General features: G+C 75.7%; 18 protein-coding genes. 13 read left to right on the top strand and 5 right to left on the bottom strand.

What is annotated here, in order from left to right:
* Position 1: 1 nt before the first annotated feature.
* The 7 genes from GCU60_RS19750 to GCU60_RS01445 all read left to right on the top strand — a co-directional run bounded on the left by GCU60_RS19750 (position 2) and on the right by GCU60_RS01445 (position 6,678).
* Complete coding sequence (locus GCU60_RS19750; protein WP_204261205.1) at positions 2 to 178, top strand: hypothetical protein; 177 nt, start codon at positions 2 to 4, stop codon at positions 176 to 178.
* On the top strand, positions 175 to 765 hold the full coding sequence (locus GCU60_RS01470) for a nucleotidyltransferase family protein (protein WP_163201860.1): 591 nt from the start codon (positions 175 to 177) through the stop codon (positions 763 to 765). The genes GCU60_RS19750 and GCU60_RS01470 overlap by 4 nt, the downstream gene beginning before the upstream one ends.
* A gap of 170 nt (positions 766 to 935) precedes the next feature.
* The gene (gene hisH / locus GCU60_RS01465) at positions 936 to 1,574 is read left to right on the top strand and encodes an imidazole glycerol phosphate synthase subunit HisH (RefSeq protein ID WP_163201859.1); all 639 of its coding nucleotides are present in this window, start codon (positions 936 to 938) and stop codon (positions 1,572 to 1,574) included.
* 82 nt (positions 1,575 to 1,656) lie between these two features.
* Positions 1,657 to 3,999: a M28 family peptidase gene (locus tag GCU60_RS01460; RefSeq protein ID WP_163201858.1), complete on the top strand. Its 2,343-nt coding sequence runs from the start codon at positions 1,657 to 1,659 to the stop codon at positions 3,997 to 3,999.
* Between the two features lie 85 nt (positions 4,000 to 4,084).
* Entirely contained in the window at positions 4,085 to 4,432 is a 348-nt protein-coding gene (locus GCU60_RS01455) for a hypothetical protein (protein ID WP_204261204.1), read from the top strand.
* 3 nt (positions 4,433 to 4,435) lie between these two features.
* Positions 4,436 to 6,019 (top strand): sensor histidine kinase, encoded by a 1,584-nt coding sequence (locus GCU60_RS01450; RefSeq protein ID WP_345770315.1) that lies wholly within the window; start codon positions 4,436 to 4,438, stop codon positions 6,017 to 6,019.
* Entirely contained in the window at positions 6,016 to 6,678 is a 663-nt protein-coding gene (locus tag GCU60_RS01445) for a winged helix-turn-helix domain-containing protein (RefSeq protein WP_163201857.1), read from the top strand. The genes GCU60_RS01450 and GCU60_RS01445 overlap by 4 nt, the downstream gene beginning before the upstream one ends.
* Before the next feature lie 61 nt (positions 6,679 to 6,739).
* On the opposite strand, the gene GCU60_RS01440 is transcribed toward GCU60_RS01445, so the two are convergent.
* From GCU60_RS01440 to GCU60_RS01425, 4 genes are all read right to left on the bottom strand, one after another.
* Positions 6,740 to 7,093 carry a hypothetical protein gene (locus tag GCU60_RS01440; protein ID WP_204261203.1) on the bottom strand — a complete coding sequence of 118 codons (354 nt, stop codon included), beginning with the start codon at positions 7,091 to 7,093 and terminating at the stop codon, positions 6,740 to 6,742.
* A 111-nt stretch (positions 7,094 to 7,204) separates the two neighbouring features.
* A complete protein-coding gene (locus GCU60_RS01435) occupies positions 7,205 to 8,428 on the bottom strand; it encodes an aminoglycoside phosphotransferase family protein (protein WP_163201856.1) in 1,224 nt (407 codons plus the stop codon).
* 72 nt (positions 8,429 to 8,500) lie between these two features.
* The gene (locus GCU60_RS01430; protein WP_163201855.1) at positions 8,501 to 9,100 is read right to left on the bottom strand and encodes a nitroreductase family protein; all 600 of its coding nucleotides are present in this window, start codon (positions 9,098 to 9,100) and stop codon (positions 8,501 to 8,503) included.
* A gap of 28 nt (positions 9,101 to 9,128) precedes the next feature.
* Entirely contained in the window at positions 9,129 to 9,677 is a 549-nt protein-coding gene (locus GCU60_RS01425) for a TIGR03086 family metal-binding protein (protein ID WP_163201854.1), read from the bottom strand.
* A 38-nt stretch (positions 9,678 to 9,715) separates the two neighbouring features.
* On the opposite strand from GCU60_RS01425, the gene GCU60_RS01420 reads away from it, so the two are divergent.
* The 4 genes from GCU60_RS01420 to hisF are packed head-to-tail and all read left to right on the top strand — an operon-like array spanning position 9,716 to position 12,514.
* Positions 9,716 to 10,564 carry a helix-turn-helix domain-containing protein gene (locus GCU60_RS01420; protein WP_163201853.1) on the top strand — a complete coding sequence of 283 codons (849 nt, stop codon included), beginning with the start codon at positions 9,716 to 9,718 and terminating at the stop codon, positions 10,562 to 10,564.
* Positions 10,565 to 10,602: 38 nt separating this feature from the next.
* A complete protein-coding gene (gene priA / locus GCU60_RS01415) occupies positions 10,603 to 11,334 on the top strand; it encodes a bifunctional 1-(5-phosphoribosyl)-5-((5-phosphoribosylamino)methylideneamino)imidazole-4-carboxamide isomerase/phosphoribosylanthranilate isomerase PriA (RefSeq protein ID WP_163201852.1) in 732 nt (243 codons plus the stop codon).
* Entirely contained in the window at positions 11,331 to 11,723 is a 393-nt protein-coding gene (locus GCU60_RS01410) for a Rid family hydrolase (RefSeq protein WP_163201851.1), read from the top strand. The genes priA and GCU60_RS01410 overlap by 4 nt, the downstream gene beginning before the upstream one ends.
* A complete protein-coding gene (gene hisF, locus GCU60_RS01405) occupies positions 11,720 to 12,514 on the top strand; it encodes an imidazole glycerol phosphate synthase subunit HisF (protein WP_163201850.1) in 795 nt (264 codons plus the stop codon). Before GCU60_RS01410 ends, hisF begins: the two co-directional genes overlap by 4 nt.
* Here hisF and GCU60_RS01400 read toward each other — a convergent pair.
* The gene (locus GCU60_RS01400) at positions 12,507 to 13,124 is read right to left on the bottom strand and encodes a TIGR03085 family metal-binding protein (RefSeq protein ID WP_163201849.1); all 618 of its coding nucleotides are present in this window, start codon (positions 13,122 to 13,124) and stop codon (positions 12,507 to 12,509) included. The two genes, hisF and GCU60_RS01400, sit on opposite strands and share 8 nt — an antisense overlap.
* Positions 13,125 to 13,271: 147 nt before the next feature.
* Here GCU60_RS01400 and GCU60_RS01395 point away from each other — a divergent pair, with 147 nt between their 5' ends.
* Positions 13,272 to 15,047 carry an ABC transporter transmembrane domain-containing protein gene (locus GCU60_RS01395; protein WP_163201848.1) on the top strand — a complete coding sequence of 592 codons (1,776 nt, stop codon included), beginning with the start codon at positions 13,272 to 13,274 and terminating at the stop codon, positions 15,045 to 15,047.
* The gene (locus GCU60_RS01390) at positions 15,044 to 16,870 is read left to right on the top strand and encodes an ABC transporter ATP-binding protein (RefSeq protein WP_163201847.1); all 1,827 of its coding nucleotides are present in this window, start codon (positions 15,044 to 15,046) and stop codon (positions 16,868 to 16,870) included. Before GCU60_RS01395 ends, GCU60_RS01390 begins: the two co-directional genes overlap by 4 nt.
* Positions 16,871 to 16,888: the final 18 nt, after the last annotated feature.

Raw genomic sequence — 16,888 nt, 5'->3', positions numbered from 1 at the left:
CATGAACTTCGGTCTGGCCCTGCTGCTGCTGGGCGGGTTCCTCCTCGGCGGCGCCTGGAGCATCTGGCGGTCGGACTCCGACACCGCCGGGCGCACCGGTCCGCAGGTGGCCTTCGCGGTCATCCTGCTGCTGTCGGCCGTGCTCGCCAGCGCGGCAGGCATCCTCCGCCTGGTGTGAGCGCGGCCGACGAGGAGCGCTTCCTCGCGCTGGTCACCGCCGACCCGACGGTGCGGGCGGTGCTGGAGCGGGCGCCGGCCCTCGGCCTGTCGGACTGGTGGCTCACCGCCGGGGTGCTGTTCCAGACCGTGTGGAACTCCCTCACCGGGCGGTCACCGGGCACCGGCATCCGCGACGCCGACTTCTTCTACTTCGATGCCGACACCTCGTGGGCGGCGGAGGACGCGGTCATCCGGGCCGGCGAGCAGCTGTTCGCCGATCTCCCGGTGCCGGTGGAGATCCGCAACGAGGCGCGCGTGCACCTCTGGTACGAGCAGAAGTTCGGGGTGCCGGCCGCGCCGTTCCGCGACTGCGCCGATGCCATCGACTCCTTCGCGGCGGTCTGCTGCTGCTACGGCGTCCGGGTGGACGGGGCGGGGGCGTTGGAGGTGTACGCGCCGCACGGCTACGACGACCTCTTCGGCCTCGTCGTGCGGCCCAACCGGCGCCTGGCGCCCCGGCACGTCTACGAGGCCAAGACCGAACGCTGGCAGCAGCAGTGGCCCGAGCTGACCGTCCTCCCGTGGGCGGACGAGGCCGTCCGCTGACCGGCCACCTCGAGTGCTACAACTCGTGGTCATCACCGGTCGACGGCCACGGGTTCGTAGAACTCGCGGCACAGGTCTCCGCCGGCTGCTGGGTCGTCCAGGTCACCCACGCTCTCGGGTCGCCGGGAACACTTCGGGGCGCTGCCGTGCTGGTCGGTAGCGTGGCAGGCGTGAAGAAGGTGGCGGTCCTCGACTACGGGTCGGGCAACCTGCGGTCGGCCGAGCGGGCGCTGTCCCGCGTCGGCGCGGACGTGACGGTGACCTCCGACATGGACGTGGCGCTCGATGCCGACGGGCTCGTCGTCCCCGGCGTCGGTGCGTTCGCCGCCTGCATGGCGGGCCTGGACGCCGTCCAGGGGCGGCGCATCATCGGCCGGCGGCTGGCCGGCGGCCGCCCGGTGCTCGGCATCTGCGTCGGCATGCAGATCCTGTTCGAGCGCGGCGTGGAGCACGGCGTGGACGCCGAGGGCTGCGGCGAGTGGCCCGGCGTCGTCGAGCAGCTGGAGGCCCCGGTCCTGCCGCACATGGGCTGGAACACCGTCCAGGCCGCCCCGGGCAGCACGCTGTTCGCCGGCCTGGAGGACGAGCGCTTCTACTTCGTGCACTCCTACGGCGTGCGGGAGTTCCCGCTGGGCTCCGAGGGCGGGGACACGCCGCTGGCGCCACCCAAGGTCACCTGGGCCGAGCACGGCGACCGCTTCGTCGCCGGCGTGGAGAACGCCGCGCTGTCGGCGACCCAGTTCCACCCGGAGAAGAGCGGCGACGCCGGCGCCCAGCTGCTGACCAACTGGCTGGGCACCCTCCGCTGACGGTCCGGCCGGCCTGCCCGGCGCCGGAGTGATCGCCACCTAGGGTTCCCAGGTCCCGTCCCGGTGTTCCCAGGAGGTCGGCGTGCCCGCCGAGCGTTCCCCCCGGACCGGCCGCGCCGACCGGCCCGGTCGGCTCCTCGGCCTCGTCGTCGTGGTCCTGCTGCTGGGCCTGGCCGCCTGGACCGTGGTCGGCCTGCAGCCCCCGGACCCCCGGCCGGCCGACGCCCCGGCCGGGGAGTTCAGCGCCACCCGGGCCTTCGCCCACGTCGAGCGGACCGCCGCGGACGTGCACGTGGCCGGCAGCCCGGAGAACGACCGGGTCGTCGAGGACCTGGTCGGCACGCTCACCGGCCTGGGCCTCGACACCCGCGTGCAGAACGCCGTCGGCGTGCGCGAGGGCGGCGCCGGTGAGGTCCGCATGGCCCGGGTGCGCAACGTCGTCGGCGTGCTGCCCGGCACCGACCCCACCGGCCGGCTGTACCTGATGGCCCACCACGACTCCGCCGAGGCCGGGCCGGGCGCCGCCGACGACGCCGCGGGGGTGGCCGCGCTCCTGGAGTCGGTCCGCGCGCTGACGGCGGGGCCGCCGCTGCGCAACGACGTCGTCGTCGTCCTCACCGACGCCGAGGAGGCGTGCCTGTGCGGCGCCGAGGCGTTCGCCGCGTCGCACCCGCTGGCCGGCGGGGGAGTGGTGCTGAACTTCGAGGCCCGGGGCACCAGCGGGCCGCCGATCATGTTCGAGACGTCGCTGGGGAACGCCGACCTCGCCGCCGCCTTCGCCGACGCCGCACCGCACCCGGTGGCCAGCAGCTTCGCCGTCGAGGTCTACCGGGCGCTGCCCAACGACACCGACTTCAGCGTGCTCCTCGACGACGGCGACTTCACCGGCATGAACACCGCCTTCATCGACGGCGCCGCCGGGTACCACTCGCCACAGGACACCCCGGAGCGGCTGGACCGGCGCACGCTGCAGGCACTCGGCGACAACGCCCTCGCCCTGGCCCGCGAGCTGGGCGGACGGGACCTGGCCGCTCTCGCCGAGCCGGCCGCCGGGGACGCCACCTACTTCCCGCTGCCCGGGTCCCTGGTGCGCTATCCCGGCACGTTCGTGTGGCCGCTGGCGGGGGCCGCGCTGGTCGCCGTCGCCGGGCTGGTCCTGGCGCTGCGGTCCCGCGGGGTGAGCTCGCTGCGCCGGACCGGTGCGGCCGCGCTGCTGGCCGTGGTCCCGCTCGCGCTGGCGCCGCTGGCCGCCCAGGGGCTGTGGGCGGCGCTGGTCGCGGTGCGCCCCGGCTACGCCGGCATGCTCGACCCCTGGCGCCCGGGCTGGTTCCGGGTGGCCGCCGTCGCGACGGTGCTCGCCGTGGTGCTGGTCTGGTACGCGCTGCTCCGCCGCCGGGTGGGGCCGGCGCCGCTGGCGGCCGGCGCGCTGGGCTGGCTGGCCGTGATCGCCGCTGTCCTGGCCGCGGTGGCGCCGGGCGGGTCCTACCTGGCGGCGTGGCCGGCGCTGGTGGGGGCGCTGACCGGAACGGTGAGCGTCCTGGCGCGGTCGCGGGCCGTGCACGTCCTCGGCGCGGCGGTCACGGGGGCGGCGGCCGTACTGGTCCTGGCGCCGACGGCGGCGCTGTTCCTCCCGGCCCTCGGCCTGTCGCAGGCGGCGGCGCCGTCGGTCGTCGTCGTGCTCGCCGCCCTGGCCCTGCTGCCGGCCCTCGAGCTGCTGTTCCCCGACCCCGAGGCGGGCCGGTCGCGGCTGGGTGCGATGGCGGTGCCCGCGACGGCGGTCGGAGTGGCCGCCGCCTGCGCCGTGGCCGGACTGGGTGTCGACCGGTTCGACGCCGCCCACCCCGTGCCCTCGCGGCTGGCCTACCTGCTCGACTCCGACCGCGGCGAGGCCCGCTGGGTGAGCACCGAGTCCTCGCCGGGGGAGTGGACCGGCCGCTTCGTCGACGGCCCCGGCAGCCTGGGCGCCGACTACCCGTACCTGACCGGGAGGGACGTGCAGACGGGCCCGGCGGAGGCGGCGGCGCTGGCGGCCCCGGAGGTCACCGTGCAGTCCGACGAGGAGCTCGGCGGGCGCCGGGAGCTCAGCCTGCGGGTGCTGCCCCGGCGCGACGACGTGCGCCTCGTGGACCTGACCGTCACCGTCGACGGCGGCACCGTGGTGCGGGCCCGCGTGGGCGGGCGCCCGGTGCCCGACGCCGCCGTGGGCGGGGACTCGCTGCGGATCACGTTCCACGCACCGCCGGCCGATGGGCTGCAGGTCGGCCTCACCGTGGAGGGCGAGGGCCCGGTGCGGCTGCGGGTGACCGACGCCGTCGACGGGCTCGCCGGGCTGCCGGGCTTCCAGCCGCGGCCCGAGGAGGTCGACGTGGCCGGCGTGCACGGCGCGGACCTGGTGCTGGTCACGGAGACCACCGACCTCGGCTGAACGGGCGGGGCGCCCAGGAGGCGGATGAGAGGCCTCTCATCCGCCTCTCACCGGCCGGCCACGCGCGTGCCGGAGGCTGGTCCGCATGCGTCCGCGCCCCGCGCCCGCCGTGCTCGCCGCGCTGGTCGCCGTCCTCCTCGTCTGCGGGACGGCGTGGGTCCTGCTGCGCCCCGCCGGCGCTGGTGACCGGCCGGTGCCTGCGCCCATCGACGTCCCCGCCCGAGACGAACCCGCCCCGCGTCCGTCCCCGGATCCGGGTCCGATGCCCCCGTCGTCCGTCGTCCCGCCGCCGGAGGTGGCGCCCACGGACGTCGTCCCGCCGCCCCCGCTGCCCGACGACGACACCGACGACGAGGACGACGACGAGGACGCCGACGACGACCCCGGGGACAGCGACGACGACTCGGACGTTGACGACGACGGTGACGACTGAACCGTGAGCAGCGAGATGGGCACGACGACCAGCCGGCGCGACCGCATCGTGCGCCGCCTGGTCCCGCGAGCTGCCCGGACACGGATCATCGGCTGGGTCCTGCTGCTCGTGCTCCTCGCCCTGGCGCTGGTCACCCTGGTCACCTGGCGGCTGCTGATCCGGGCCACCGACGAGCGGATGGACCTGGCGCTGCGGGCCGAGGTGGAGGAGTTCTCGCAGATCGTCGAGGGCAACGTGGACCCGGGCACGGGCGAGCCGTTCGCCTCGGTCGACGACGTGCTGCGGACGGTGATCACCTACAACCTGGCCCGGCCCAACGAGAAGTTCCTCGGCTACGTCGACGGCGAGTACCGCTTCCAGAGCCGCATCGAGGCGCCGGTCCTGCTCAGCGAGGACGCCGCGTTCACCGAGCTGGTGGGGTCGGTGACCGACACCCGGGCCGGCCGCTACGACAGCGGTGCCGGTGAGGTCCGCTACCTGGCGGTGCCGGTCACCCTGGAGGGCGACCCCACCCCGGGCGTCGCGCTCGTCGCCTACTTCGCCGACCAGGAGCGGCAGGCCGCCGACGACACGGCCCAGCTCATGCTGGGCGTCGGCGCGGTGACCGTCCTGCTCGCCGCCGCGGGCGCGTGGGTCGTCGCCGGCCGGGTCCTCGCGCCGGTACGGGCGGTCGCGACGACCGCCCAGGGCATCACCGAGACCGACCTGTCCGGCCGGATCCCCGTCGAGGGGCGCCCGGCCGACGAACTGACCGACCTGGCCGTCGCGGTCAACGCGATGCTCGACCGGGTGGCGGGCGGGGTCGCCGCCCAGCGCCGCTTCCTCGACGACGCCGGCCACGAGCTGCGCACCCCGATCACGATCGTGCGCGGCCACCTCGAGGTGCTCGATCCGGCCGATCCGGACGACGTCCGGCAGACCGTCGCCCTCGTGGACGACGAGCTGGAGCGGATGAACCGCATGGTCACCGAGCTGCTGCTGCTCGCCCGCGCCGAGCAGCCGCAGTTCGTCCGCCTGCAGCCGGCCGACGTGGCCGCGCTGACCGCCGAGGTGTTCGGCAACGTCCGGCGGCTGGGCGACCGGGACTGGCAGCTCGGGGCGGTCGCCCGCGCGGACCTGCTGCTCGATCCGCAGCGGCTGGCCCAGGCCGTGGTGGCGCTGGCCGACAACGCCGTCCAGCACACCCGCCCCGGGGACCGCATCGTCCTCGGCAGCCGGCTCAGCGGGGACTCCCTGCTCGTGTGGGTCGACGACACCGGGACGGGCATCCCGGTCGGGGACCAGGAGCGGGTGTTCGAGCGTTTCGCCCGGGGCAGCTCCGGGGCCCGGCGCGGCGACGGCGCCGGACTGGGCCTGTCCATCGTCCAGGCCATCGCCGCGGGGCACGGCGGGCACGTCGAGCTGCACAGCCGTCCGGGGGAGGGGGCGACCTTCACGCTGGTGCTGCCCGCCCGGCCGGCGCCACCGCCGGACGCCGTGCCGGACGACCTGCGAGCCGACCCGGGCGACACCGTCGACGACGCGCTGTCGACGCCGTCCCTGCTGGCCGGGACCGCCACCGCACCGACCGAGGGAGGAGACCGGTGAGCCGGGTCCTGATCGCCGAGGACGAGCCGCGCATCGCGGCGTTCATCGAGAAGGGCCTCAAGGCCAACGGCTTCGTCACCGCCGTCGTGGGTGACGGTCTGTCCGCGCTGGACCGGGCGCGCAGCGGCGACTTCGACCTGGTGGTGCTGGACATCGGGCTCCCGGTCCTGGACGGGTTCGCGGTCCTGCGCGGGCTGCGGGCGGAACGCTGCCCGGTGCCGGTCATCGTCCTGACCGCCCGTGACAGCGTGCAGGACACGGTGGCCGGGCTGGAGGGTGGCGCGGACGACTACATGGCCAAGCCGTTCCGGTTCGAGGAGCTGCTGGCGCGGGTGCGCCTGCGCTTGGCCGGGCCGCGTGACGGCGAGGTGACCGTGCTGACGGCCGGCGGCCTGTCCCTGGACCTCCGCACCCGCCGGGCGAGCGTCGGCGGCCGCAGCGTGGACCTCTCCGCCCGGGAGTTCGCCCTCGCGGAGACCTTCCTCCGGCACCCGGGCCAGGTGCTGGCGCGCGAGCAGTTGCTCAGCCACGTCTGGGGCTACGACTTCGACCCGGGCTCCAACGTCGTCGACGTCTACGTGCGCTACCTGCGCAAGAAGCTCGGAGCCGACCGCATCGAGACGGTGCGCGGGATGGGTTACCGCCTCGTCACCGCCTGACCGGAACGGCCGACGGCCCCGGACCCCGCGCGGGGACCAGGGCCGCCGGCCGTCGCGCGCCTCAGTCGTCGTCGCGGTCCGGGCTGTCGACGTCGGGGGTCTGGACGTCGGGGCTGTCGACGTCGGGGGTCTGGACGTCGGGGCTGTCGACGTCGGGGGTCTGGACGTCCGGGCTGTCGACGTCCGGCGTCTGCACGTCGGGGCTGTCGGTCGCGCTCTCCGCCGGGCTGTCGGCCGACTCCGGGGAGGCGTCGGACCCGCCGTCGCGGTCGGCGTCCACGGCGACGGAGATGCCCGCCGGCTGGGCGGTCGTGGGGCCGTCGTCGGCGGTGGCCACGCCGACGCCGACGATGCCGAGGCCGGTGAGCGCGGTACCGAAGGTGACGATCTTCCAGGTGGCCGGGGTGCTGGTCATGGGTTTCTCCTCGGGTGGTCGGTCCTGCGCTGTCGGGATCCACCATCCCCACGGCCCGTGAGGCCCCGGGGAGAAGGCGATGAGCCCCCTCTCATCCGCATGAGAGCCGCCTCATCGCAGCCCGGCCCACTCCTCGGCGAGCGCCACCCTGGCCTCCGTCGCGACCGCCCACTCCGCCTGCTGGACCCGGAAAGGGCCGGTGGCGAGCCCGACGAGCACACCGGCCACCCGGGCCTCGAGCTGTCCGGCCGGCCAGCGCCCGGCCAGGAGGTCCAGCGCCCTGCGCCGGTAGGCGGCGACGGGCGCGGGCGCGTCCACGAGCCGCTCGAGCAGGGCGAGGTGGGCCACCAGGGTCGCCCAGTCGTCGATCCGTGCGCCCGGCCCGGCGGTGTCCACGTCCAGCAGGCCGGTGACGGCACCCGCCCGCACGAGCAGCTGCGACTCGTAGAAGTCGCCGTGCACCGGGACGAGCGGGTGCTCGCCGGCCGACGCCGCCACGGCCGCGTCGAGCCGCTCCAGCCGATGTGCCAGGTCCGGGCACACCATCCGGAGCACGGTGCTGTGCGCCCGCATCGGAGGGAGCGGGTCGCCCGGCCGGGTCCGGCGCGCCGGGCCGCCGATCACGGGCAACCGGTCCAGCAGTGCCTCGAGGGCGAGCGGGTCGGGCAGCTGCTGCGCGTCCCCGCTCAACGCCACCCGCATGGGTGTGCCCGGCAGCCCCGGCAGCACGAGCACGCCGTCGTCGGTGGCGGCCAGCACCGGGGGCGCGGGCACGACGGCCGCGATCGCGGTGTGCCGGGCCGCGAGGCCCGCCGCTGCCGTCGGCCGCACGACCTTGAGGAACCACCGGCCGGCCGGCGAGCTGACCTCCACCACCGCCCGCCGGCCCGGCCGGTAGGCGCGCAGCCGCAGCCGGGCGGCGCCCGGGTCGATGCCCAGGGAGGTCAACCGCCCGGACACCCCCGCGGCCGACGTCGCCCAGGCCAGCCCCGGGAGGGCGGGATCCAGCGGCCATCGCCACAGCCCCACGGCGACCGGTCCGTCGGCGGTCGAGCCCTCCACCACCGCCGCGCCGGCCGGGATCGCGGCGCCGGTCGTCGCGGCCAGGAACTCCCGGGTGCTGCGTCCGTCGGCCCAGTCCACGACGGCGGTGTGGCGGACCGTGGCCGCCGAGTCCGGGCGCAGGGTCACCGAGGTCGCCGTCAGGCTGCGCAGCCGGCCGGCCAGCGGAGCGAGGACCGCGGCCCACAGCTCGGCGGCGGACTCGCCGAGCAGCAGCTGCAGCGACGGCGGCCACGCCGGCGGACGGTGGGGCAGGGAGCGGGCGGTGTCCACCGCGTCAGCGTCCGGGCCCGGGGTGAGCGGCCGGTGAGAGCCGGATGAGCAGGCTCTCACGGAACGGCCGCCTCACCACCTGCCGCGGTGGACGACCTCGTCGACGCCGCGCCGGCCGCGGCGCAGCGACGGCGAGCGGCGGTCCTCGTCCCCCGGGTAGCCGACCGACACGCAGCCGACGGGCCGGTACTCGTCAGGGACGCCGAACGCCGCCCGGAAGGCGTCCACCCGCTCGGCGGGGACCCCGAAGAAGCAGGCGCCGAGGCCCTCGTCGACCGCAGTGAGCAGCATCAGCAGGCTGGCCATGCCGGCGTCGACGTCCCAGTAGGGCACCGGCCAGCGGGCCTCGTCCCGGTCGGTCCAGCCCTTGTCCGGCTCGGCGTAGCGGTCGAGGTAGGCCGACTTGTTGGCGAGCGGCACGACCAACAGCGGCGCCCGGCGCATGCGGGTGAGCCAGGCGTCGGGAGCGCTGTCGGTGGTGGTGGCCGACCAGAAGCGGTCGCGCTCGTCGTCGGTCTCCAGGACGAGGAACGCCCAGCCCTGGCTGAACCCCGCCGAGGGCGCCCGGATCGCGTGCTCGAGCAGGCGGTCCCGGACCTCCGGCGGCACCGGGCGGTCGGGGTCGTAGTCGCGCACCATGCGGCGGCGGCGGACGACGTCGGCGAACTCCACGCCCTCCAGCCTGTCACCCCGGCCGGGCTCAGGCGGCGCGGCCCAGCCTCGCCAGCGCGCGGGTCTGCCGGTCGGCGTCGGCGGGCACCTCGACGGCCGGACGGCAGATGCCGTCCATGTGCAGGGCCGGCCCGAAGCTGTCCGCACCGGCTTCGATCCGGTCCAGTTCCGCGTCGGTGAGCCCGGGGTCGGCACCGACGGCGCGGGCGACGTCCCAGCGGTGCACGACCATGTCCCAGACGTAGAACTGCTCGAAGGCCGCGCCCACCGTGGTGGGACCGAAGAAGCCGTCGAACTCCCGGGCCGGCACCGCGTCGTCGGCCAGCGCGGCGGCCACCCGCTGCGCGTGTGCGCGCCAGGCGGCGGCCGGGTCGGCGGCGACGTCCGGCGCCGTGCCGAGGTCCACGCCGTGCGTGGTGAGGAAGTCCCGTTGCGTCTGGAGCAGGTGCCCGACGACGTCGGCGGCCGTCCACCCCTCGCAGGGGGAGGGGGCGGCCCAGCCGGCCGGGGGGACGGTGTCGAGCAGCGCGGTGAGCGGTCGGTCGGTGGCGGCGAAGCTGGCGGCGGGAGCGTTCATGCACCGGAACGTAGGCCGGTGCGGCAGGCTCCGTCTTGATGAAACCCGACAGCCGCCCGGTGCCGGCCGCGATGGACCTGATCGAGCGCGCGCACCTCGTGGAGCCCGGCGACGCCTCGCACGTGATGTACCGGTACCCCGCCGACGCCGGGTTCGACGGCCTGCTCCAGCGGTTCTGGATCCCGGTGTGGACGGTGCCCCCCGGCGAGGAGGCCCCGCAGCGGGTCCTGCAGTACCCGGTCGCGCTGGTGGTCGTCGCCGCCGACTACGCCCGCTTCTACGGCGTGGTCTCCGGCATGTCGACGACCACGCTGACCGGATCCGGCTGGGCGGTCGGCGTGATGTGCGCCCCCGCCGCGGGCGCCCTGGTCGCCGGCGGGCCGATGAGCGCGTTCACCGACCGGCACGTCGACCTTCCCGAGGTCCTGGGCGCCGCCGGGGAGGAGCTGACCGCGCGCGTCCGCGCCGCGATGGCGGCCGATCCGCACTCCCCGGAGGCGCAGGGCGCGGCGATGACCGCGTTCACCGACGCGCTGCGGCCCTTCCTGCCGATCGACGACGACGGTCGGTTGGTCAACGAGGTGGTGGCCTTCGTCGAGGCGGACCGCGACGTCGTCCGCGTCGCGCAGGTGTGCGAGCGCTTCGGGCTGTCCGAGCGGGCGCTGCAGCGGCTGGTGCACCGGCGGCTGGGGCTGACGCCGAAGTGGCTGATCCAGCGCCGCCGCCTCCAGGAGGCGGCCGAGCGGCTGCGCGGCAACCCGTCCAGCATCGGCGAGGTCGCGGCACTGCTCGGCTACGCCGACCAGGCCCACTTCAGCCGCGACTTCACCCGGGCGACCGCCATGACCCCCGGCCGGTTCGCCGCCACGCACGCCTCCGGGAGCTGACGCCGGGCGCCGGAGGACCGGTCCCTAGGCTGTCCGGCGTGCCGAAGCTGCAGCTGCTCCCCGCCGTCGACGTCGCCGACGGCCAGGCCGTCCGCCTGGTGCAGGGGGAGGCCGGGAGCGAGACCTCCTACGGCGACCCCCTCGAGGCCGCGTTGCAGTGGCAGCGCGACGGTGCCGAGTGGGTGCATCTGGTCGACCTCGACGCCGCCTTCGGCCGGGGCAGCAACCGGGAGCTGCTGGCCCGCGTCGTCGGCGAGCTCGACGTCGACGTGGAGCTCTCCGGAGGCATCCGCGACGACGAGTCCCTCGCCGCGGCCCTGGCGACGGGCTGCCGCCGGGTGAACCTGGGCACCGCCGCGCTGGAGTCGCCGGAGTGGTGCGCCCGCGCGATCGCCGAGCACGGCGACCGGATCGCCGTCGGCCTGGACGTGCGGGGCACCCGGCTGGCCGCCCGCGGCTGGACCCAGGAGGGCGGGGAGCTCTACGAGACCCTGGCCCGCCTCGACGCCGAGGGCTGCGCCCGCTACGTCGTCACCGACATCACCAAGGACGGCACGCTCAAGGGCCCGAACCTGGAGCTGCTGCGCGAGGTCTGCGCCGCCACGCCCCGGCCGGTCATCGCCTCCGGTGGCGTCAGCTCCCTGGACGACATCCGGGCGCTGGCCGGGCTGACCACGATCGGCGTCGAGGGCGCCATCGTCGGCAAGGCGCTGTACGCGGGCGCGTTCACCCTGCCGGAGGCGCTGCGGGTGACCGAGGAGCTGGCGTGACGGTCCTCAACCTGGGGTCGGCCAACCCCTGGGAGCCGGTGGTCGGCTACAGCCGGATCGTCGTGCGTGGCGACACCGCCTGGATCAGCGGGACGACGTCGATGGTCGACGGCGCGGTCGCCCACCCGGGAGACGCCGCGGCGCAGACCCGCCAGGTCCTGACCACCATCGAGCGGTCGCTGGAGCGGGCCGGGTTCACCCTCGCCGACGTCGTCCGGACCCGGATCTACGTGACCGACATCGGCCGCTGGGAGGAGGTCGGGCGGGTGCACGGGGAGTTCTTCGGCGACATCCGGCCGGCCGCCACGATGGTCGAGGTGTCGGCGCTGATCGACCCGGACCTGCTGGTCGAGATCGAGGCCGACGCGGTGCGGGAGCCGGCAGCGTGAGCCTCGCCGTCCGCGTGATCCCGTGCCTGGACGTCGACGCCGGCCGGGTCGTGAAGGGCGTCAACTTCGTCGACCTGCGCGACGCCGGGGACCCGGTCGAGATGGCCCGGGTGTACGACGCCGAGGGCGCCGACGAGCTCACCTTCCTCGACATCACCGCCAGCTCGGGGGACCGGGAGACGACCTACGACGTCGTCCGCCGCACCGCCGAGAGCGTGTTCATCCCGCTCACGGTCGGCGGCGGCGTGCGCAGCGCCGACGACGTCGACAAGCTGCTGCGGGCCGGCGCCGACAAGGTCGCGGTCAACACCGCGGCCGTGGCCCGGCCCGAGCTCATCGCCGAGATCGCGCACCGCTTCGGCAGCCAGGTGCTCGTGCTGTCCCTGGACGCCCGGCGGGTGCGCGACGGCGCGGTCACCGACTCCGGCTTCGAGATCACCACCCACGGCGGGCGGCGCGGCACCGGCCGGGACGCCGTCGAGTGGTGCGTGCGGGCCGCGGAGCTCGGGGTGGGGGAGATCCTGCTCAACTCGATGGACGCCGACGGCACCCGCGCCGGCTTCGACACCGATCTCATCCGGATGGCGCGCCGCGAGGTGAGGGTGCCGCTGATCGCCAGCGGGGGAGCGGGTGCGGTCGAGCACTTCCCGCCCGCCGTCGAGGCCGGTGCCGACGCCGTCCTGGCCGCCAGCGTCTTCCACTTCGGGCAGCTCCGCGTCGGTGACGTGAAGGCCGGCCTCGCGGCGGCCGGCATCCCGGTCCGCTCCGAGGCCGACACCCCGCTCAGCTGACGGTGACGTCCACCCGGGCCACGTCGCGGCGCCCGGAGGCCCACAGCATCAGCTCCAGCGGCTCTCCGGTGACCGTCCGGCCGCCCGCGCCGACGCGCTTCTCGACACCGGGGACGTCGCTGCGGCGCAGCACCAGGCCTCGGCGCCCGGCGGCGCGGCGGGCGTGGAGCGCCAGGCCCGACCACAGCTGGTCCTGCTCCTCCCGGGGGAGCCGGCGCGGCTCCCAGCCCGGCTGGGCGCGCCGGACGTCCTCGTGGTGGATGGCGAACTCCGCGACGTTGAAGGCCTTCGCCGCCGCCGGCAGCGCCATCGGGGACCACGACGGCGGCCCGTTGCGCACCTGCTGCACCACCTCGGCGTAGGAGGCGGAGGTGCGGAGGCGGTCCTCCAGCCGGTGCGACCACCACGCGAGCCGCTCACCCCCGGGGAGCATCTCCAACCCGTACCCCGGGAGGGCGTCGGGGCGCCGGTCGCGGACGGCGAGGTGCGCGGCGAGGTGCGCCGTGCTCCACCCCTCGCAGCACGTGGGCGCGTCCGGCCCGAGCTCCTCCAGCAGATCGGCCAGCGCCGATCGCTCGCGGTCGGGCAGGGACGGGGGCGTGGCGCTCATCGGCCGAAGTTACCGAGGAGCGCCACCTGGCCAAACCTGGCCGCGAGCGGGAAGAAGGGGGCGCCGGCCGATGTTTGTCCGCAGGCCCGCTTAGCGCGTCTAACGATCGACGGTCATGCTGGACGGGCCCCGACCCCGAGGAGTTCCGTGTCCCGCCGCCGAGACGCCGTCGTGCGCCGCGGGCTCCGCCACATCGGCCGGGCCGTGCGCGAGCAGCCGGGCATGTTCACCCTGGCGCTGACCGCCAGCAGCCTCTACGGCGCCATGACCGTCGCCAGCGCCTGGGTCATCGGCGAGATCACCGACCGGGTGCTGCTGCCGTCCTTCGCCGACGGCGCCACCACCGCCGCCGCGCTCACCCTCGCCGCGCTGGCCATCCTCGGCGTCGCCGTCCTCAAGATCGTCGGCATCATCGGCCGCCGGCTGTTCGCCGGGGTCATGAGCTACCGGCTCCAGGCGGAGTACCGGCGCCGGGTCACCGGCCAGTACCTGCGGCTGCCGCTGTCCTGGCACCAGCGGCACCCCACCGGCCAGCTGCTGTCCAACGCCAACTCCGACGTCGAGGCGGCGTGGTTCTTCGTCGCCCCGCTGCCCTTCGCCTGCGGGGCGCTGGTCATGATCGCCATCACCAGCGTCGCGCTGGTGCTCACCGACCCGATGCTGGCGCTGGTCGGCCTCGTCGTCTTCCCGCTCGTCTTCGTGGCCAACGTCGTGTACTCGCAGGTCATGAGCCCGCGGATGCAGCGGGCCCAGCAGCTGCGGGCCGAGGTCAGCGAGATCGCCCACGAGAGCTTCGACGCCGGGCTGGTCGTGAAGACCCTCGGCCGCGAGGACAGCGAGACGTCCCGCTTCGGCACCCGGGCCGAGGAGCTGCGCGACGGCCTGGTCGCCGTCGGCCGGGTCCGCGGCCTGTTCGACCCGATGATGGAGGCGCTGCCCAACCTGGGCACCCTCGCGGTGCTGCTCATCGGCGCCGGCCGGGTCGCCGACGGCGCCACCGACGCCGGCAGCCTGGTCTCGGTCGCCTACCTGTTCACCCTGCTCGCGCTGCCGATCCGCGCCATCGGCTGGGTGCTGGCCGACCTGCCCCGCGCCCTGGCCGGCTTCGACCGGGTCACCCCCGTGCTGGAGGCCACCGGCGAGACGCCGCACGGCCCCGACGCCGCGGTCGCGCACGCCGCCGGCGCCGGCGTGGCGCTGCGCGACGTCGGCTTCGCCTTCGACGGCGCCGAGCGCCCGACGCTGCACGAGGTCACCTTCGACGTGGCGGCCGGGCGCACCGTCGCCGTCGTCGGCCCGACCGGGTCGGGCAAGTCGACGCTGGCCGGGCTGCTGGTGCGCCTGGTCGACCCCACCGGCGGGGAGGTGCTGCTCGACGGCGTGGACGTCCGCCGGCTGCGCGAGGGCGAGGTCAGCGGCCAGGCCGCGTTCGTCGCCCAGAGCGCCTTCCTCTTCGACGACACCGTCCGCGACAACGTCACCCTGGGCGGTCCGTACGGCGACGACGACGTGTGGGCGGCGCTCCGCGTGGCCGCCGCCGACGAGTTCGTCGCCGCCCTCCCCGCGGGGCTGGACACCCAGGTGGGGGAGCGCGGGGCCTCGCTCTCGGGCGGGCAGCGGCAGCGGCTGGCACTCGCCCGCGCCGTCGTCCGGCGGCCCCGCCTGCTCGTCCTGGACGACGCGACCAGCGCCGTCGACCCCTCCGTGGAGGCGAGGATCCTCGACGCGCTGCGCGGCAGCGAGACGCCGACGACGGTCGTGGTGGTCGCCTACCGGCAGGCGACCATCGCCCTGGCCGACGAGGTGGTGTGGCTGGCCGACGGCCGGGTCGTCGCCCGCGGCAGCCACGACGAGCTGCTCGCCGAGGTGCCCGGCTACGCCGCGCTCGTGCGGGCCTACTCGCACGAGGAGGTGCCGGCATGAGCCTCGCGGCGACCGGGGAGCGCACCGAGGGCAGCTTCGCCACGCTGCGGCGCGGGCTGCGGATGATGCCGGAGTTCCGGCGCGGCCTCCCGGGAACCTTCGCCCTCGCCCTGGTGGCCACGGCCGGCCGGGTGGTCGTGCCGATCGCCGTGCAGCAGGTCATCGACCGCGGCCTGAGCGACGGGGGCGCCGACCTCGACCTGGTCCGCAACCTCGTGCTGGTGTGCGCGGTCGTCGTCGTGCTCACCGCCGTCGCCGTCTACCGGATGAACGTCCGGCTGTTCCGGACCACCGAGACCGCCCTGGCCAACCTGCGGGTGCGCGCCTTCCGGCACGTGCACGACCTGTCGGTGCTCCACCAGCAGGGCGAGCGCCGCGGTTCCCTCGTCTCGCGGGTGACCAGCGACGTCGACCAGCTGTCGGTGTTCATGCAGTGGGGCGGCGTGCTCGGCCTGGTCAGCGTCGGCCAGCTCGTCGTCGCGACCGTCGTCATGGCCGTCTACTCGTGGCAGCTCACCCTGCTGGTGCTGCTGTGCTTCGTGCCGCTGGCGATCGCCATCAAGGCCTTCGCGCGGCGGCTGGTCCGCGTCTACGGCGTCGTCCGCGTCCGGGTCGGTGACGTGCTGGCCGCCGTCGCCGAGTCCGTCGTCGGCGCCCCGACGGTGCGCGCCTACGGGGTCCGGGCCCGCACCGCGGCCCGGATCGACGCGGCGATCGACCGGCACTACCGCGCCCAGGTGCAGGCGCAGCGGGTCACCGCGGCGGTGTTCGTGAGCGGGGAGTTCGTCGCGGCGCTGGCCAACGCCGCCGTCGTCGTGGTCGGCGTGCTGCTCGGCCTGGCCGGCGACATCACCCCGGGCACGCTGGTCGCCTTCCTCTTCCTCGTCACGCTGTTCGTCGCGCCGGTGCAGACCGCCAGCGAGGTGCTCAACGAGGCGCAGAACGCCGTCGCCGGGTTCCGCCGGGTGCTGGACGTGCTCGACACCGAGCCCGACGTCCGCGACCCGGCCGTCGCCACCCCCGACCGCGCCCGGCAGCTGCCGGACGGCCCGCTGGGCGTCCGGTTCGACTCGGTCACCTTCCGGTACGCGCCGGGCGCCCGTGCGGCCCTGGACTCCGTCGACCTGACCATCGAGCCGCGCCGCCGGGTGGCGATCGTGGGCGAGACCGGTTCGGGCAAGACGACCTTCGCCAAGCTCGTCACCCGGCTGATGGACCCGGTCGAGGGCCGGGTGCTGCTGGGTTCGGACGCGGCCGGCTGGGTGCCGCTGGCCGACGTCGCCTTCTCCTCGCTGCGCTCGCGGGTGGTGATGGTCCCGCAGGACGGTTTCCTCTTCGACGCCTCGGTGGCCGAGAACGTGCGCTACGGGCGGCCGGGCATGACCGACGCGGAGGTGGCCGCCGCGTTCGACGAGCTGGGGCTCACCGACTGGGTGCAGGGGCTGGCGGCCGGGGTCTCGACGCCGGTCGACCAGCGGGGCGAGTCGCTGTCGGCGGGGGAGCGGCAGCTGGTCGCCGTCGCCCGGGCCTACGTCGCCGACCCGCACCTGCTGGTGCTCGACGAGGCGACCAGCGCGGTCGACCCGGCCACGGAGCAGCGGCTCACCCGCGCCCTGGACGCGCTGACCGCCGGCCGGACGACGCTCACCATCGCCCACCGGCTGTCCACCGCCGAGCGGGCCGACGAGGTGCTGGTCGTGGACGCCGGCCACGTCGTCCAGCGCGGCTCGCACGCCGAGCTGGTGGACGCCGAGGGCCCCTACGCGCGGCTGCACGCCTCGTGGCGCCGCTCCTCGGCGGGCGAACCGGAACGGGTCGCCTGACCAGCCGGGCCCTACGCT

This window comes from Blastococcus saxobsidens (genome assembly GCF_010682065.1).
GTDB classification, from domain to species: Bacteria; Actinomycetota; Actinomycetes; order Mycobacteriales; family Geodermatophilaceae; genus Blastococcus; species Blastococcus saxobsidens_B.
Note: the sequence above shows the minus strand (reverse complement) of the source record. Positions and strands in the feature narration are given on the sequence as shown.

Excerpts from the sequence above, each read along its gene's own strand:
- GCU60_RS01425 (WP_163201854.1), bottom strand. The coding sequence starts at position 9,677 with ATGAACGCTCCCGCCGCCAGCTTCGCCGCCACCGACCGACCGCTCACC.
- GCU60_RS19750 (WP_204261205.1), top strand. The coding sequence starts at position 2 with ATGAACTTCGGTCTGGCCCTGCTGCTGCTGGGCGGGTTCCTCCTCGGC.
- GCU60_RS01400 (WP_163201849.1), bottom strand. The coding sequence starts at position 13,124 with ATGAGCGCCACGCCCCCGTCCCTGCCCGACCGCGAGCGATCGGCGCTG.
- GCU60_RS01390 (WP_163201847.1), top strand. The coding sequence starts at position 15,044 with ATGAGCCTCGCGGCGACCGGGGAGCGCACCGAGGGCAGCTTCGCCACG.
- GCU60_RS01420 (WP_163201853.1), top strand. The coding sequence starts at position 9,716 with ATGAAACCCGACAGCCGCCCGGTGCCGGCCGCGATGGACCTGATCGAG.
- GCU60_RS01440 (WP_204261203.1), bottom strand. The coding sequence starts at position 7,093 with ATGACCAGCACCCCGGCCACCTGGAAGATCGTCACCTTCGGTACCGCG.
- GCU60_RS01455 (WP_204261204.1), top strand. The coding sequence starts at position 4,085 with ATGCGTCCGCGCCCCGCGCCCGCCGTGCTCGCCGCGCTGGTCGCCGTC.